Below are 16,147 nucleotides of genomic sequence, written 5' to 3'. Positions count from 1 at the left end.
GTGATGAGGATGTGTCAGCGTCCGCGCGGCGCGTCAGCGTCCGCCGGACACATCGAGAATGGCTGAGGTGACGTAGGAGGCATCGTCCGACATCAGCCAGACGATGGCATTGGCAATTTCGTCCGCGGTGCCGACGCGCTTCATCGGCACCACATGGGCCAGGCGATGATGCCGGTCGGGCTCGCCGCCGGAAGCGTGAATTTCGGTGTCGATCAGGCCGGGGCGGATCGCGGCGACGCGAATGCCCTCGGCCGCGACCTCATAGCCGAGGCCGATGGTGAAGGAATCCACCGCGCCCTTCGACGCGGCATAATCGACATAAGTATTCGGCGCGCCGAGCTTGGCAGCGACCGATGACAGATTGACGATGACGCCGCCCTTGCCGCCATGCTTGGTCGACATCCGCTTGACGGCTTCGCGCGCGCAGAGGATGGAGCCGGTGACATTGACCGCCAGCACGCGCTGGATGCGCTCGGCCGACATCTCGTCGACGCGCACGCCGCTCTGGCCGACAATGCCGCCATTGTTGACGAGCGCGCCCAGCGTGCCGAACTTGTCGGCCTCCTTGAACAAATCGATGATGTCGCGCTCTTCCGCGACATCGCACTTCACTGCGATCGCCTTGCCGTTGCTGGCCTCGATCGTAGCGACCACCTCGTCGGCGGCCTTCTTGTTGCTGGCATAGCCGACCACGACGCGATAGCCGCGCGCGGCCGCCGCAAGCGCAGTGGCGCGACCAATGCCGCGGCTGCCGCCGGTGATGACAACGACTTTATCGGTCACGTCAGCCTCCATCATTCGACAAACGCCGTCGCCCCTTCAGGCGACGGCGTCTTCAAAGCATTGGGGATCAGAGATCGAGCACCAGGCGCGCCGGATCTTCCAGGCTCTCCTTGACGCGAACCAGGAAGGTGACGGCCTCCTTGCCGTCGATGACGCGGTGATCGTAGGACAGCGCGAGATACATCATCGGGCGGACCTCGATCTTGCCACCGACGACCATTGGACGATCCTGGATCTTGTGCATGCCGAGAATGCCGGACTGCGGCGCGTTCAGGATCGGGGTCGACATCAGCGAGCCGTAGATGCCGCCATTGGTGATGGTGAAGGTGCCGCCCTGCATCTCGTCGATCTTGAGCTGGCCATCACGGGCACGGCGACCGAAATCGGCGATGCCCTTCTCGATGTCGGCAATCGACTTGTGATCGCAGTCGCGCACCACGGGAACGACGAGCCCCTTGTCGGTGCCGACGGCGACGCCGATGTGATAGTAGTTCTTGTAGATCAGATCGGTGCCGTCGATCTCGGCATTGACGGCCGGGATGTCCTTCAGCGCCTGAACGACGGCCTTGGTGAAGAAGCCCATGAAGCCGAGCTTGCTGCCGTGCTTCTTCTCGAACGCATCCTTGTAGTGCGCGCGCAGCGCCATGACGTTGGTCATGTCGACCTCGTTGAAGGTCGTCAGCATGGCCGCGGTGTTCTGCACGTCCTTGAGGCGGCGCGCGATGGTCTGGCGCAGCCGGGTCATCTTGACGCGCTCTTCGCGGGCGGCGTCATCGGCCGGCGACGGCGCGCGCACCTGCACGGAGGCGGCGGGCTGGTTGACCGGGGTCGGCGCGGAAGCCGCACGCTCGATCGCGGCCAGCATGTCACCCTTGGTGACGCGGCCGTCCTTGCCGGAGCCCGGAACGGTCGAAGCGTCGATGCCGCTCTCGGCCGAAATCTTGCGCACGGACGGGGCGAGCGGCGCATCGGCCGGCGGCGCCTTCGCCGCGGCGGCAGCAGCCGGAGCCGCAGCGGCGGGCGCCGGAGCAGCAGCGGGCTTGGCGGGCGCGGCGGCGGGCTTGGCCGCGCCGGCGCCATCAGTGATCTGGCCGAGCAGCGCGCCGACCGCGACGGTCGTGCCATCGGCGGCAATGATCTCGCTCAGCGTGCCGGCCGAGGGCGCCGGGACTTCGATGGTCACCTTGTCGGTCTCGAGCTCCACCAAGGGCTCGTCGACGGCGACGGCATCGCCGGCCTTCTTGAACCAGCGGCCGATGGTGGCCTCGGTGACGGATTCGCCGAGCGTCGGCACACGAATTTCAGTCATGGTCTTTTCCTTAAGGGATCGCAGTCGCGGACAGGAATTCATACGTCATGCCCCGCGAAGGCGGGGCATCCGGTACTCCGCGACGTTCGTTCTGATCACGAAGTTCACGGCGTACTGGATTGCCCGCCTTCGCGGGCAATGACAGTCTTAAAAACTTCTCAGCTCAATGCTTCGTCCAGGAACGCCTTCAGCTGCGCCTGATGCTTGGACATCAGACCAGTGGCGGTCGCGGCGGAAGCGGCGCGGCCGACATAACGCGGACGCCGGCTCGCACCGTTCACCTGGTTCAGCACCCATTCCAGATAGGGCTCGATGAAGTGCCAGGCACCCATGTTGCGCGGCTCTTCCTGGCACCAGATCATTTCCGCCTTCTTGAAGCGGGACAGCTCGGCCACCAGCGCCTTCAGCGGCACCGGATAGAGCTGCTCGACGCGCATCAGATAGATGTCGTCGATGCCACGCTTCTCGCGCTCCTCGTACAGGTCGTAATAGACCTTGCCCGAGCAGAGCACGATGCGGCGGATCTTCTCGTCCGGAACGAGCTTGATCGGCTCGTTCGGCAGCATCTGGGCGTCATCATAGAGGATGCGGTGGAAGGTCGTTCCCTTCGCCAGCTCCTCGAGCCGCGAGACCGCGCGCTTGTGGCGCAGCAGCGACTTCGGCGTCATCATGATCAGCGGCTTGCGGATCTCGCGATGCAGCTGGCGGCGCAGCACGTGGAAGTAATTCGCGGGCGTGGTCGGATAGACCACCTGCATGTTGTCTTCCGCGCACATCTGCAGGTAACGCTCGAGGCGCGCCGAGGAGTGCTCCGGTCCCTGGCCCTCATAGCCGTGCGGCAAGAGGCAGACGAGGCCGGACATGCGCAGCCATTTGCGTTCGCCCGAGGAGATGAACTGGTCGAACAGCACCTGCGCGCCGTTGGCGAAGTCGCCGAACTGGGCTTCCCACAAGGTCAGCGTGTTCGGCTCGGCGAGCGAATAGCCGTATTCGAAGCCGAGCACGGCTTCTTCCGACAGCAGCGAGTTGATGACCTCGTAATGGCCCTGCTCGTTGCCGAGATGGTTGAACGGCGTGTAACGGCTCTCGTCCTCCTGGTCGATCAGGACCGAGTGGCGCTGCGAGAAGGTGCCACGCTCCGAATCCTGGCCGGACAGGCGGACGTGGTGGTTTTCCGCAAGCAGCGTGCAAAACGCCAGCGCTTCGCCGGTCGCCCAGTCGATGCCGTTGCCACTGTCGATCGCCTTCGCACGGTTCTCCAGGAAACGCTGGATGGTGCGGTGAACGCGGAAACCATCCGGCACCTTGGTGATCTTACGGCCGATGTCCTTGAGGACGGGCAGATCGACGCCGGTGACGCCGCGGCGCGCATCCTCTTCCTGATCGGCGATCTTGAAGCCCGCCCACTTGCCGTCGAGCCAGTCGGCCTTGTTCGGCTTGTAGGAGGTGCCGGCCTCGAACTCGGCATCGAGGCGCGCGCGCCAGTCGGCCTTGGCCTTGTCGACCTCGCCCTCGGTCATCACGCCTTCGCTGATCAGGCGGCGGGCGTAGAGCTCGAGCGTCGACGGATGCGCCGCGATCTTCTTGTACATCACCGGCTGGGTGAACGCCGGCTCGTCGCCCTCGTTGTGGCCATGCCTGCGATAGCAGAACATGTCGATGACGACGGGCTTGTGGAATTTCTGCCGGAACTCGGTCGCGACCTTCGCCGCGAACACCACCGCTTCCGGATCGTCGCCGTTCACGTGGAAGATCGGCGCGTCGATCATCTTGGCGACGTCGGACGGATACGGCGAGGAGCGCGAGTAGCGCGGATAGGTGGTGAAGCCGATCTGGTTGTTGACGATGAAGTGCACGGAGCCGCCGGTACGGTAGCCCTTCAGGTCCGACAGACCGAAACATTCGGCGACCACGCCCTGGCCCGCGAACGCCGCGTCGCCGTGCATGAGCAGCGGCATCACCGAGATGCGCTGATCCGGCGGATCGCCGTGCTGGTCCTGCTTCGCGCGCACCTTGCCGAGCACGACGGGATCGACGATCTCGAGATGCGAGGGGTTGGCGGTCAGCGACAGATGGATGCGGTTGCCGTCGAACTCGCGGTCCGAGGAGGCGCCGAGGTGATACTTGACGTCGCCGGAGCCTTCGACCGCGTCGGGGTTGGCCGAGCCGCCCTTGAATTCGTGGAACAGCGCGCGATGGGCCTTGCCCATCACCTGCGTCAGCACGTTGAGGCGGCCGCGATGCGGCATGCCCAGCACGATTTCCTTCACGCCGAGATTGCCGCCGCGCTTGATGATCTGCTCGAGCGCGGGGATCAGCGATTCACCGCCATCGAGGCCGAAGCGCTTGGTGCCGGTGAACTTGGTGTCGCAGAATTTTTCGAAGCCCTCGGCCTCGACCAGCTTCATCAGGATGGCGCGCCGGCCTTCGCGGGTGAAGGAGATTTCCTTGTCCGGACCCTCGATGCGCTCCTGGATCCACGCCTTCTGCGCGGCATTACTGATATGCATGAACTCGACGCCGAGCGTCTGGCAGTAGGTGCGCTCGCAGATCGCGGTGATCTCACGCAGGCTGCCATATTCGAGGCCGAGGACGTGATCGAGGAAGATCTTGCGGTCGAAATCGGCTTCCGTGAAGCCGTAGGTGCGCGGATCGAGCTCTTCACGGTTGCGCGGGGCCTCGATGCCGAGCGGGTCGAGCTTGGCGTGGAAGTGGCCGCGCATGCGGTAGGAGCGGATCAGCATCAGGGCGCGGACAGAGTCGCGCGTTGCCTGAAGCAGGTCGGCGGAGGAGATGTCGGCGCCCTTGGCCTGCGCCTTCGCGGCGATTTTGGTGCCGACCGCCTTCTCGACCTCGGCCCAGTTGCCGTCGAGCGCCGAGGTCAGGTCGTCCTTTGGGGTCAGCGGCCAGTTGTCGCGCTCCCAGGACGGGCCCTCGGCGTTCTTCCGGACGTCGGCGGGTTGGTCGTTGAGGCTCTTGAAGAACTCCTGCCACTCGGCGTCGACCGAGGACGGATCCTTCTCGTAGCGGGCGTAGATTTCGTCGATGTAGGTGGCGTTGGTGCCCTGCAAAAACGAAGAGAGGGCAAAGGCTGCGTTCGCGTCCTGGCGAGACATACTGGGTTCCTGGCGATTTCGGTTCGCGCATAACAAACGGCGCTGGCGTCGGGCTCCCCGGCAGAGGCCCGACGCGATTGGCACCATTTACCCTATTTGCTGCGAAACTTCGCCCGGAAAAGCACGAAGGAGTGAATTAGCCTTTCAATTTTTCGGCAAGCGTATGGCCGAGGCGGGCCGGCGACGGAGACACTGTAATCCCTGCGGATTTCATCGCCTCGGTCTTGGAGCCGGCATCGCCCTTGCCGCCCGAGATGATCGCGCCGGCATGGCCCATGCGGCGGCCGGGAGGTGCGGTGACGCCCGCGATGAAACCGACCATCGGCTTCTTGCGGCCGCGCTTGGCCTCGTCCTTGAGGAACTGGGCTGCGTCTTCCTCGGCGGAACCGCCGATCTCGCCGATCATGATGATCGACTCGGTCTTGGGGTCGGCCAGCAGCATTTCGAGGACGTCGATGAACTCGGTGCCCTTGACCGGGTCGCCGCCGATGCCGACCGCGGTGGTCTGGCCGAGACCTTCCTGGGAGGTCTGGAACACGGCTTCATAGGTCAGCGTGCCCGAACGAGAGACGATGCCGACCGAGCCGGTCTTGAAGATGTTGGCCGGCATGATGCCGATCTTGCACTCGCCGGCGGTCATGACGCCCGGGCAGTTCGGCCCGATCAGGCGCGACTTCGAGCCGGCGAGCGAGCGCTTCACCCGCACCATGTCGATAACGGGGATGCCTTCGGTGATGCAGACGATCAGCGGGATCTCGGCGTCGATGGCCTCGCAGATCGCGTCCGCGGCACCCGGCGGCGGCACGTAGATCACCGACGCATCCGCGCCGGTCTTCTCGCGCGCCTCGCGCACGGTGTCGAACACCGGCAGGTTCAGATGGGTCGAACCGCCTTTGCCCGGCGAGGTGCCGCCGACCATCTTGGTGCCGTAAGCAATCGCAGCCTCGGAATGGAAGGTGCCGTTCTTGCCGGTAAAGCCCTGGCAGATGACCTTGGTGTTCTTGTCGATCAGGATGGACATGAGGTCTGCTTTCGCGAAACTAACGGAGTGAGAGGGTCAGTGGATGCGGCGGTAGACGCCGGTGAGCACGTCGGTCCAGCCTTCCGCATCCGGCGAGAACTGGATCTTCAACGAGTAAGAGACATCGTCGATGATCTCGTAGACGTGGCGCGCATTGCCGCGGAGCGAGCCGCGCACCAGCGTCAGGGTGTTGCCGACCCATCCGCCGGAAGCGGGCGAGGGCGGCGTGTAACCGAGCGAGTCGTACCAGAACAATTTGTAGGTCCGGTCGTCGCGGTCGTAAGTGAAGAGGCCGTGGGTGGCGAAGGCCTGCTTGCCGTCGCGCATCTGCACCGAGTCCTGGATCAAATAGAACCCGTTGAGATCCATGCGCGCGACGGTACGCGAAGTGGCCGGCCCGCCCGCAGTCCAGCGCGACGGGAAGACCATCTCTTCGCCATTCCATTCGCCGGCGAACGCGGCGAGACGCGCATGCTCTGCAAGTGGGGATGATGCGGAAAGATGGTCCTGGGCCATGGCCTTAGCCTCCCTTGACGGCCTTCACGATCTTCTGCGCGGCGTCGTCGAGATTGTCCGCCGGCACCACGTTCAGGCCGGATTCGCGGATGATCTTCTTGCCGAGCTCGACATTGGTGCCTTCGAGGCGAACCACCAGCGGCACGCTGAGGCCGACTTCACGAACCGCAGCCGTGACGCCCTCGGCGATCACGTCGCACTTCATGATGCCGCCGAAGATGTTGACCAGGATGCCCTTCACGTTGGGATCGGCGGTGATGATCTTGAACGCGGCCGCGACCTTCTCCTTGCTGGCGCTGCCGCCGACGTCGAGGAAGTTCGCCGGCGCCATGCCGTAGAGCTTGATGATGTCCATCGTCGCCATGGCAAGACCGGCGCCGTTGACCATGCAGCCGATATTGCCGTCGAGGGTGACGTAGTTGAGGTCGTACTTGGACGCCTCGATTTCCTTGGCGTCTTCCTCGGTCTCGTCGCGCAGCGCGAGCACTTCGGGATGACGGAACAGCGCGTTGTCGTCGAACGACACCTTGGCGTCGAGCACGCGGAGCTGGCCCTGCTTGGTCACGACCAGCGGGTTGATTTCCAGCATCGACATGTCCTTGGCGACGAAGGCCGCATAGAGCTGCGCGGTGAGCTTTTCCGCCTGCTTGGCGAGATCGCCCGACAGCTTCAGCGCGTTGGCGACGGTGCGGCCGTGATGGCCCATGATGCCCGTGGCGGGATCGACCGAGAAGGTCACGATCTTCTCGGGGGTGTTGTGCGCGACGTCCTCGATGTTGACGCCGCCTTCGGTCGAGACGACGAAGGAGACGCGCGAGGTCTCGCGGTCGACCAGGATCGAGAGATAGAATTCCTTGTCGATGTCCGAGCCGTCCTCGATGTAGAGGCGATTGACCTGCTTGCCGGCGGGGCCGGTCTGCACGGTCACGAGAGTCGCGCCCAGCATCTGCTTGGCGAATTCGGAGACCTCGGCGGCCGACTTGGCGATGCGGACGCCGCCCTTGTCGCCAGCCGAGGCTTCCTTGAATTTGCCCTTGCCGCGACCGCCCGCATGGATCTGGCTCTTCACCACATAGACCGGACCGGGCAGCGCCTTCGCGGCGGCTTCCGCGTCAGCAGCCTTGAGAACCGGAACGCCCTTGGAGATCGGTACGCCGAACTCACCCAGCAGCGCCTTGGCCTGATATTCATGAATATTCATATGGTCGCTCCCTGAACCCGCGGGCGGTGACCCCATGGGCCCACCTCAGTCTTGTGGCTGGCATACCATATACCACAGGAACTGCAACCTGGATTCTTTGACATCGGAAATCTCGGGTCCGGAACCCGCCCAGCCTTCAGCAAGGGTTGCAGCCGGGTCCGGAAGTGAAACCGCCGAAGACCTGACTTCGGTCTTCGGCGGGATTGTTTGCGTCTTAGCGGCCGAGAAGATCGGGCGCGATCTTCTTGCAGGCATCGACCAAGCCCTGCACCGCGCCGACCGACTTGTCGAAGGCCTCGCGGTCCTTGCCTGCGAGCTCGATCTCGACGACGCGCTCGACGCCCTTGGAGCCGATCACGACGGGCACGCCGACATACATGTCCTTCACGCTGTACTCGCCGTTGAGATAGGCGGCGCAGGGCAGCACGCGCTTCTTGTCGCGCAGATAGCTCTCGGCCATCGCGATGGCCGAGGCGGCCGGGGCGTAGAAGGCCGAACCGGTCTTGAGCAGGTTGACGATCTCGGCGCCGCCGTTGCGGGTGCGATCGACGATCTCGTCGAGGCGCGCCTGCGAGGTCCAGCCCATCTTGACGAGGTCGGGCAGCGGAATGCCGGCGACGGTCGAGTACTTCACCAGCGGCACCATGGTGTCGCCATGGCCGCCGAGCACGAAGGCGGTGACGTCTTCGACGGAGACGTTGAATTCGTCGGCGAGGAAGTAGCGGAAGCGCGCGGAGTCGAGCACGCCGGCCATGCCGACAACCTTCTTGTGCGGCAGGCCCGATGCCTTCTGCAGCGCCCAGACCATCGCGTCGAGCGGGTTGGTGATGCAGATGACGAATGCGTCGGGAGCGTACTTCTTGATGCCGGCACCGACCTGCTCCATGACCTTCAGGTTGATGGAGAGGAGGTCGTCGCGGCTCATGCCCGGCTTGCGCGGCACGCCGGCGGTGACGATGCAGACCTTGGCGTTGTCGAGGGCTTCGTAGGAATTCGCGCCGGTGTAGTGCGCGTCAAAACCGTCGACCGGCGAGGACTGCGCGATGTCGAGCGCCTTGCCCTGCGGCACGCCCTCGGCGATGTCGAACATCACGACGTCGCCCAGTTCTTTCAGGCCGATGAGGTGAGCCAGCGTTCCGCCGATCTGGCCGGAGCCAATCAAAGCAATCTTGTCGCGCGCCATGTGAACCTGTCCTTTAGACACGTGAGGAGGGAAAAACTGAATGGGTGGTTATCCCTTTCGCCTCCCCCGTTCAAGTCGCCCAATGCCCAATTGTCGGGCTTGGCGAGATCGCGAGCAGCATACCCGCTCCGTCATTCCGGGATGCGCCGACAGGCGCAGGCCCGGGATCCATCGGGCGGCAGAGTTTGTGGCGCGATGGATTCCGGGCTCGCGACTTCGTCGCGCCCCGGAATGACAGCGGTACCTTCGGCGAGAATAGGACTTAAGTCTCGACCAGGCCCTTGGTGGAGCCGCTGGCGGTGGAATCCTTGCGGCCGTGAGGCAGCGCCAGATAGGATTCAGAGCTCATCTCGATCAGGCGCGACGACGTCCGCTTGAACTCCATGGCCTCGGTGCCTTCATGGGCGAGATACAGCGAGATCGGGTTCGCATCGGCAGAGGCCATCAGCTTCACGGCATTGTCATAGAGCGTGTCGATCAGCGTGATGAAACGCTTGGCGGCGTTGCGCTGGGAGAAGTCCATCACTGGAATATGGTCGACCAGGATGGTGTGATAGTCGTGCGCCAGCCTGAGGTAGTCGGATGCGCCCAGCGGCTTCTCGCAGAGATCGGCGAAGGCAAAGCGCGCCACGCCATGGGCCGAACACGGCACGTGCAGGATGCGGCCCTTGATCTGGATGTCGCGTGACTTGCATTTGGCATTGCCCGTCATTTTCGCCCAGGCACGATTGAGCGCGGCGTCGGCATCGCCATCGGCAGGCGTCAGCCACATCGGCACGCCCTGCAGTTTCTCCAGCCGGAAGTCGGTGCGCGCGTCGAGCCGCGAGACGTCCATGTGGTCGGTGATCTGCTTGATGAAGGGCAGGAACAGCGCGCGGTTGAGACCGCCCTTGTAGAGATCATCGGGCGCGACGTTGGAGGTTGCGACAACGACGGTGCCGAGCTCGAACAGTTTTGCGAACAGGCGCCCCAGGATCATCGCGTCCGCGATGTCGGTGACGTGGAATTCGTCGAAGCAGAGCAGCCAGCTCTCCTCGAAGATCGCTTGCGCCGTCAGCGCGATGACGTCGCCATCGGGGATCTGCCCGCGCGCGATACTCTGGCGGTAGTCGTAGATGCGCTCGTGCACGTCGGCCATGAATTCGTGGAAATGCGCGCGCCGCTTGTGCTCGACATTCGAGTGCTGGAAGAACAGGTCCATCAGCATGGTCTTGCCGCGTCCGACCTCGCCATGGATGTAGAGCCCGCGCGGCGCCTCGTCCTTATCGCCGCCGCTGAACAGGCGGGCGAGCAGGCCCTGCTTGCGCTTGGGGCTGTAGTTCGCGAGCCGCAGGTCGAGCGCCGTATAGGCTTCGGCGACTTCGGCCTGCGCGGCATCGGCCTCGATCGCTCCGGACGCGATCTGGGCCTGATAAGCTTCGCTGAAGGAGGAGTCTGGGGTGGAGAGCATCGCCCTTTACCGCCAGAGACCGGCGGAAATTGCAACAGTGTATTGGCGCAACGGCTCATGCGCACCTGCCCTCAGCGGACAGATCCTGCATGGATGCGAAGCCTCGCGCGGGTGCATCACGAGGTCCGGCCGACGGATCAATTCTTGCGCTTAGCTTGGGTAGAATATACCTATTAAGGAACCAAGGAACCTCTCATGGCGCTTAGCATCAAGGACCCTGAAACGGAGCAGTTGGCGCGGAGTCTGGCGCAATTGACCGGCGAGAACATCACGACAGCGACCAAGCGGGCCATCGAGGAGCGGTTGCGTCGGCTCGGCGGTCAAACTCACAAAGACGCGCTGCTTCAAGACATGGCCGAAATCAGGAAGCGCTGGAGCGAAATGCGCGTCCTGGATGACCGCACGTCTGAGGAGATCGTCGGATACGATGAGAATGGATTGCCGCGCTGATGGTAATCGATACGTCGGCGATCGTGGCAATCGCGTTCAACGAAGACGATGCAGCGGATATGGAGCGACTGATCGTGGACGATCCGGTCCGCCTGATCTCTGCAGCAACGGTGCTTGAAGCAACGATGGTGATCGAGACTCGGCTAGGTGATGCGGGCGGGCGCGAGTTCGATCTGTGGCTCGTCAAGGTCGGCGCCGAGATCGTGGCAGTCGATGCCGGCCAGGCCGATGCAGCACGGCGAGCTTGGCGGCGCTACGGGAAAGGGCGACATGTTGCATCGCTCAACTATGGGGATTGCTTCTCTTACGCGCTGGCTGTGACGCGCAGCGAACCGCTGCTGTTCAAAGGCGCGGACTTTGCGAAGACCGACGTCAGCCGATCGAGCGTGGCGCCACGGCGCTAGTGGGCCGAGATAAAGAGCTCACTCACACAGCTCGTAAGCGTCCTCGACCACATACGGGCCGCCGCCGGTCGATGCGCGCGAGGAGAACAGCACGAAACGCTCCGCCATGAAGGCCTTGCTCGGGAAGTAGCCGCGGATCGAGAGATAGTCGGCGACGTCGCGGTCGGTGGCGTCGTGCAACCGGGCCAGCGTGACATGCGGAATGAATTTGCGCCCTTCCGGATCGAGACCGATCCGCTGCATCATGCGTTCGAGCTCGGCCTGCAGATCCATCAGCGGCTTGCTCGGTGCGATGGTGGCGACCACCGCGCGCGGCTTGCGGCCGCCGAAGCTCTGCAAGCCCTGCACCTTCACTTCGAAGGGCTTGCGATCGACGCGAAACAACATCGACGCGATCTCGTTGGCGGAGGCGCCATCGATATCGCCGATGAAGCGCAGAGTGACGTGATAATTTTCGGGATCGATCCACCGGGCGCCGGGGAGGCCACCTCGCAAGTTGGAAAGCGACTGGCCGATCTCGGCCGGAATTTCCAGACCAGTGAACAAACGCGGCATCGTTTCGTACTCCCGATGCTTGGGTACAGTCCTCTGGGAAAGGACCCTATCCAAATTAGAGCCGGCGACGAATCACCGGTACCCTGATTCCTATCGCAGTTGTGTGACTCTGCGAAGTGTTGCCAAGGCTACACCGGGAAAACCCCGGGTGTTAGGGTTAGCATTGCCTGCTTTTCAACGGCGTTGCTCGCCGATCGTGCGCACGAATGCCTCCACGGTGGGCAGCATCTTGTCGACGACGATGTCGACGCCTTCAGCGGTCGGATGAATGCCGTCGGCCTGATTGAGCTTGGCATCTGCCGCGACGCCGTCGAGGAAAAACGGATAGAGCGGCACGTCGAACTGTTTCGCCAGTTCCGGATAAATCGAATTGAAGCGCGCGCCGTAGTCCGCGCCGAAATTCGGCGGCGCCAGCATGCCACACAACATCACGGCGATCTTGCGCGCCTTGAGACGCTGAACGATGTCGGTCAACGCCGCCCGCGTCAAGTCAGGGTCGATGCCGCGCATCGCATCGTTGGCGCCGAGCTCGACGATCACACCCTCGGTTCCCTCGGGCACTGACCAGTCGAGCCGGTCGCGGCCGCCGGACGCGGTGTCGCCCGACACACCGGCATTGGTCATGTCGACCACTATGCCCTTGGCCTGCAAGGCTTTTTGCAGCTTGGCGGGAAACGCGTCCTGGCCCGGCAGGCCAAGACCGGCACTCAAGGAATCGCCGAGAACGACAAGCTTGATCGGTTTTGCCACGTCGGCCCGGGCCGGATCGGCGAGCGTCATCAAAGCGAGCATCAACACGGCTATGTGCATGAACAATCCGTAACGCCTCTCGACCGCGCTATCGGACTTGCCATATGACCGGACCATGGACACTCACATCTCTCCTTCTTCGCTTGCCGCGACGACCGCGGACACCATCGCCATCTCCAACGTCAACCTCTCATTGGGGTCGGGGGCAGCTCGCGTTCACATCCTCAAGGATATCAGCTTGCGCGTCGGCTCGGGGGAGACGATCGGCCTGATCGGCCCGTCAGGCTCGGGCAAATCCACGCTGCTGATGGTGATGGCGGGGCTGGAGCGTCCTGATAGTGGAGAGGTGGTGGTGTCAGGCACGCCTTTCAATGCCCTCGACGAGGACGCGCTGGCCCGCTTCCGCGGCCGCCAGGTCGGCATCGTCTTCCAGTCCTTCCATCTGATCCCGACCATGACGGCGCTGGAGAACGTCGCGGTGCCGCTCGAGCTCGCCGGCAACCCTGATGCCAACAAGCGCGCGGCCGAAGAGCTGCAATCGGTCGGGCTCGGTGATCGCCTGCATCATTATCCGACGCAGCTCTCGGGCGGCGAGCAGCAGCGCGTGGCGCTGGCGCGCGCGCTGGCGCCCGATCCCGCCATCCTCGTCGCGGACGAGCCGACCGGCAATCTCGACGAAGCCACGGGAAAACAGATCGTCGATCTGCTCTTCACCAAGCACGCGGAGCGCGGCATGACCCTGGTGCTGGTCACGCACGATTCCTCGCTGGCGCATCGCTGCGATCGCGTCATCCGCCTGCGCTCGGGCCGCATCGACACGCAGACGACCAACGCATGAGCGTCGCCATCGAACCGTTTGCGAAGCCGAACGGCGTCGCGCTGTCGCTGCGTTATGCCTTGCGCGAATTGCGCGGCGGCTTGCGCGGCTTTTACGTCTTCATCGCCTGCATCGCGCTCGGCGTGATGGCGATATCGGGCGTCGGCTCGGTGTCGGCGAGCCTCAGCGATGGTCTCGCCGGCGAGGGCCGCACCTTGCTCGGCGGCGATGTGTCGTTCGTGCTGTTCCAACGCGAAGCGAAACCCGAAGAAGTCGCCTTCCTGCGTTCGCGCGGCACCGTCTCCGTGGCCGCGACCTTGCGCGGCATGGCGCGCTCGGCCGACGGCAAGCTGGCGCTGGTCGAGATGAAGGCCGTCGACGACACCTATCCGATGCTCGGCCAATTGACGCTGGCGCCACAGCTGCCGCTGAACGACCTGCTCGCGGAGAGGGACGGCGCGTTCGGAGCGGCCGCCGATCCGACGCTGCTGGCGCGGCTGTCGCTCAAGATCGGCGACCGCGTCACCATCGGCTCGGCCACCTTCCAGATCCGCAGCGCCGTCGAGGCCGAGCCCGACAAGCTCGCCGGGGGCATCGGCTTCGGTCCGCGCTTCCTGATCAGCGAGGCCGCCCTGCGCGCCACCGGTCTGATCCAGCCCGGCAGCCTGGTGCGTTGGGTCTACCGTGTAAAACTGCCTGACACCGCCAACAGCGACCGCGCCACCGACGCCTTCATCGCGGACGCGCGCAACGCCGCGCCGGAGGCCGGCTGGGAGGTGCGCAGCCGTTCCAATGCATCGCCGCAGCTCGAACGCAATATCAGCCGCTTCACGCAGTTCCTGACCCTGGTCGGCCTCGCCGCGCTTTTGGTCGGCAGCGTCGGCGTCGCCAACGCCGTGAAGAGCCACATCGACCGCCGGCTCGAGGTGATCGCGGCCTTCAAGGCCGTCGGCGCCACGGGGCGGGACGTGTTCGGCATCTATCTCGCGCAAGTCGTTCTGCTCGCCGCGATCGGCTCGGTGATCGGCCTCGCGCTGGGTGCTGCGATGCCTTTCGCCATCGTCGGCCTGTTCGGGAAGCTGCTGCCGCTGCCGGTGGTGCCGGCCGTGCATGCGAACGAGCTCGCGCTGGCCTTCGTCTATGGTCTTTTGACCGCGCTCGCCTTCGGCCTGTGGCCGCTCGGACGCGTCCACGACGTGCCCGTGGCGGCGCTGTTCCGCGACACCATCGCCGCCGAATGGCACCGGCCGCGGCTGGGCTATCTCGTGTTCATGGGTGTCGTCGTCGCGCTGCTGGTTGCCGTGGTGATCGGCCTGTCCTTCGACAAGCGCATCGCTGCGGTGTTCGTGGTCTCCTCGGTCGTCGTGTTCGCGGTGCTGCGCGCGGTTGCCGCGCTGCTGATGGCAATCGCGCGAAAACTGCCGCGCACGCGCTTCACCATGCTGCGGCTGGCGATCGCCAACATTCATCGGCCGGGCGCGCTGACGCCGTCCGTCGTGCTGTCGCTCGGCCTCGGCCTCGCCGTGCTCGTCACCATCACCCAGATCGACGGCAATCTGCGCCGGCAGTTCCTCGCCGCGCTGCCAGACCGCGCGCCGTCGTTCTACTTCATCGACATTCCGAGCACGCAGGCCGGCCCGTTCGACGATTATCTGCGCCAGATCGCGCCGGGCGCGAAGGTCGAGGATGTGCCGATGCTGCGCGGACGCATCGTCGCCGCCCGCGGCGTCCGTGCCGAGGACCTCAAGCCCACCACGGACTCCGAATGGGTGCTGCAGAGCGACCGCGGCCTGACCTATACCGGCGAGTTGCCGAAGGGCTCCAAGGTGGTCGAGGGCGAATGGTGGGGCGCCGACTATTCCGGCCCGCCGTTGGTCTCGATGGAAAAGAGGATCGCCGACGGGCTCTCCCTGAAGCTTGGCGACGAAATCGTCGTCAACGTGCTCGGCCGCGACATCCCGGCGAAAATCGGCAATCTCAGGACCATCGACTGGCAAGGACTCGGCATCAATTTCGTGCTGGTGTTCTCGCCCAATGCCTTCAAAGGCGCGCCGCATACCCACATCGCGACACTGACCGAAGCCGGCGGCAATGCGACCGGCGACGGCAAGATCATCAAGCAGGTCGCGGATGCTTACCCGATGGTGACGAGCGTTCGCGTGCGCGAGGTGATGGAGACGGTCGGCGCGGTCGTGACTAATCTCGCGCTCGCGATCCGCGGCGCCAGCGCCGTGACGCTGATCTCGGCGATCCTGGTGCTGGGCGGCGCACTCGCCGCCGGCCATCGCCACCGCGTCTATGATGCGGTGATCCTGAAGACGCTGGGCGCGACGCGGTTGCGGCTGCTCGGCGCCTATGCGCTCGAATATCTGCTGATCGGGTTCGCCACTGCCGTGTTCGGCGTGATCGCCGGCAGCATCGCGGCCTGGTTGATCGTGACGCGGCTGATGACGCTGACTTTCGTCTGGCAGGCCGCAAGCGCCGCCGGCGTGGTGGCCGCCGCCCTGGTCGTCACCGTCGGGCTCGGCCTTGCGGGAACGCTGCTGGCGTTGAACAAAAAGCCCGCCACGGTGTTGCGGAATTTGTGACAAA

General features: G+C 64.5%; 14 protein-coding genes. 4 read left to right on the top strand and 10 right to left on the bottom strand.

What is annotated here, in order from left to right:
• Positions 1 to 33: 33 nt before the first annotated feature.
• The 8 genes from XH91_RS02350 to zapE form a co-directional block, all read right to left on the bottom strand.
• Entirely contained in the window at positions 34 to 795 is a 762-nt protein-coding gene (locus XH91_RS02350) for an SDR family oxidoreductase (RefSeq protein WP_128954686.1), read from the bottom strand.
• A 55-nt stretch (positions 796 to 850) separates the two neighbouring features.
• Complete coding sequence (gene odhB / locus XH91_RS02345; RefSeq protein WP_128949097.1) at positions 851 to 2,092, bottom strand: 2-oxoglutarate dehydrogenase complex dihydrolipoyllysine-residue succinyltransferase; 1,242 nt, start codon at positions 2,090 to 2,092, stop codon at positions 851 to 853.
• 158 nt (positions 2,093 to 2,250) lie between these two features.
• Positions 2,251 to 5,208: a 2-oxoglutarate dehydrogenase E1 component gene (locus XH91_RS02340; protein ID WP_128949096.1), complete on the bottom strand. Its 2,958-nt coding sequence runs from the start codon at positions 5,206 to 5,208 to the stop codon at positions 2,251 to 2,253.
• Between the two features lie 136 nt (positions 5,209 to 5,344).
• Positions 5,345 to 6,229 (bottom strand): succinate--CoA ligase subunit alpha, encoded by an 885-nt coding sequence (gene sucD, locus XH91_RS02335; protein ID WP_092234007.1) that lies wholly within the window; start codon positions 6,227 to 6,229, stop codon positions 5,345 to 5,347.
• Between the two features lie 36 nt (positions 6,230 to 6,265).
• Positions 6,266 to 6,745 carry a DUF1579 family protein gene (locus XH91_RS02330; RefSeq protein ID WP_128949095.1) on the bottom strand — a complete coding sequence of 160 codons (480 nt, stop codon included), beginning with the start codon at positions 6,743 to 6,745 and terminating at the stop codon, positions 6,266 to 6,268.
• A 4-nt stretch (positions 6,746 to 6,749) separates the two neighbouring features.
• The gene (gene sucC / locus XH91_RS02325; RefSeq protein WP_128949094.1) at positions 6,750 to 7,946 is read right to left on the bottom strand and encodes an ADP-forming succinate--CoA ligase subunit beta; all 1,197 of its coding nucleotides are present in this window, start codon (positions 7,944 to 7,946) and stop codon (positions 6,750 to 6,752) included.
• 214 nt (positions 7,947 to 8,160) lie between these two features.
• Complete coding sequence (gene mdh / locus XH91_RS02320; RefSeq protein ID WP_128949093.1) at positions 8,161 to 9,129, bottom strand: malate dehydrogenase; 969 nt, start codon at positions 9,127 to 9,129, stop codon at positions 8,161 to 8,163.
• 262 nt (positions 9,130 to 9,391) lie between these two features.
• Positions 9,392 to 10,579: a cell division protein ZapE gene (zapE, locus tag XH91_RS02315; RefSeq protein WP_128949092.1), complete on the bottom strand. Its 1,188-nt coding sequence runs from the start codon at positions 10,577 to 10,579 to the stop codon at positions 9,392 to 9,394.
• Positions 10,580 to 10,774: 195 nt separating this feature from the next.
• Between zapE and XH91_RS02310 the strand changes: the two genes are divergently transcribed.
• Positions 10,775 to 11,029, top strand: coding sequence for a type II toxin-antitoxin system VapB family antitoxin (locus XH91_RS02310; protein WP_128949091.1), 255 nt, complete (start codon positions 10,775 to 10,777; stop codon positions 11,027 to 11,029).
• Positions 11,029 to 11,433: a type II toxin-antitoxin system VapC family toxin gene (locus XH91_RS02305; protein WP_128949090.1), complete on the top strand. Its 405-nt coding sequence runs from the start codon at positions 11,029 to 11,031 to the stop codon at positions 11,431 to 11,433. The genes XH91_RS02310 and XH91_RS02305 overlap by 1 nt, the downstream gene beginning before the upstream one ends.
• A gap of 18 nt (positions 11,434 to 11,451) precedes the next feature.
• Here the strand turns inward: XH91_RS02305 and thpR are convergent, their stop codons facing one another.
• Together thpR and XH91_RS02295 are read right to left on the bottom strand one after the other, a co-directional pair.
• Positions 11,452 to 11,988: an RNA 2',3'-cyclic phosphodiesterase gene (gene thpR, locus XH91_RS02300; RefSeq protein ID WP_128949089.1), complete on the bottom strand. Its 537-nt coding sequence runs from the start codon at positions 11,986 to 11,988 to the stop codon at positions 11,452 to 11,454.
• Between the two features lie 174 nt (positions 11,989 to 12,162).
• On the bottom strand, positions 12,163 to 12,798 hold the full coding sequence (locus XH91_RS02295) for an arylesterase (RefSeq protein WP_164934305.1): 636 nt from the start codon (positions 12,796 to 12,798) through the stop codon (positions 12,163 to 12,165).
• A 55-nt stretch (positions 12,799 to 12,853) separates the two neighbouring features.
• Here XH91_RS02295 and XH91_RS02290 point away from each other — a divergent pair, with 55 nt between their 5' ends.
• Positions 12,854 to 13,576 (top strand): ABC transporter ATP-binding protein, encoded by a 723-nt coding sequence (locus XH91_RS02290; protein WP_128949088.1) that lies wholly within the window; start codon positions 12,854 to 12,856, stop codon positions 13,574 to 13,576.
• Positions 13,573 to 16,143, top strand: a complete 2,571-nt coding sequence (locus tag XH91_RS02285; RefSeq protein ID WP_128949087.1) for an ABC transporter permease — start codon at positions 13,573 to 13,575, stop codon at positions 16,141 to 16,143. Before XH91_RS02290 ends, XH91_RS02285 begins: the two co-directional genes overlap by 4 nt.
• The last annotated feature ends 4 nt before the right edge of the window (positions 16,144 to 16,147 follow it).

The organism is Bradyrhizobium guangzhouense (assembly GCF_004114955.1).
Lineage (GTDB): Bacteria > Pseudomonadota > Alphaproteobacteria > Rhizobiales > Xanthobacteraceae > Bradyrhizobium > Bradyrhizobium guangzhouense.
This window is presented reverse-complemented; position numbering and strand designations above follow the sequence as displayed.

Excerpts from the sequence above, each read along its gene's own strand:
- XH91_RS02350 (WP_128954686.1), bottom strand. The coding sequence starts at position 795 with ATGGAGGCTGACGTGACCGATAAAGTCGTTGTCATCACCGGCGGCAGC.
- odhB (WP_128949097.1), bottom strand. The coding sequence starts at position 2,092 with ATGACTGAAATTCGTGTGCCGACGCTCGGCGAATCCGTCACCGAGGCC.
- XH91_RS02340 (WP_128949096.1), bottom strand. The coding sequence starts at position 5,208 with ATGTCTCGCCAGGACGCGAACGCAGCCTTTGCCCTCTCTTCGTTTTTG.
- sucD (WP_092234007.1), bottom strand. The coding sequence starts at position 6,229 with ATGTCCATCCTGATCGACAAGAACACCAAGGTCATCTGCCAGGGCTTT.
- XH91_RS02330 (WP_128949095.1), bottom strand. The coding sequence starts at position 6,745 with ATGGCCCAGGACCATCTTTCCGCATCATCCCCACTTGCAGAGCATGCG.
- sucC (WP_128949094.1), bottom strand. The coding sequence starts at position 7,946 with ATGAATATTCATGAATATCAGGCCAAGGCGCTGCTGGGTGAGTTCGGC.
- mdh (WP_128949093.1), bottom strand. The coding sequence starts at position 9,129 with ATGGCGCGCGACAAGATTGCTTTGATTGGCTCCGGCCAGATCGGCGGA.
- zapE (WP_128949092.1), bottom strand. The coding sequence starts at position 10,579 with ATGCTCTCCACCCCAGACTCCTCCTTCAGCGAAGCTTATCAGGCCCAG.
- XH91_RS02310 (WP_128949091.1), top strand. The coding sequence starts at position 10,775 with ATGGCGCTTAGCATCAAGGACCCTGAAACGGAGCAGTTGGCGCGGAGT.
- XH91_RS02305 (WP_128949090.1), top strand. The coding sequence starts at position 11,029 with ATGGTAATCGATACGTCGGCGATCGTGGCAATCGCGTTCAACGAAGAC.
- thpR (WP_128949089.1), bottom strand. The coding sequence starts at position 11,988 with ATGCCGCGTTTGTTCACTGGTCTGGAAATTCCGGCCGAGATCGGCCAG.
- XH91_RS02295 (WP_164934305.1), bottom strand. The coding sequence starts at position 12,798 with ATGCACATAGCCGTGTTGATGCTCGCTTTGATGACGCTCGCCGATCCG.
- XH91_RS02290 (WP_128949088.1), top strand. The coding sequence starts at position 12,854 with ATGGACACTCACATCTCTCCTTCTTCGCTTGCCGCGACGACCGCGGAC.
- XH91_RS02285 (WP_128949087.1), top strand. The coding sequence starts at position 13,573 with ATGAGCGTCGCCATCGAACCGTTTGCGAAGCCGAACGGCGTCGCGCTG.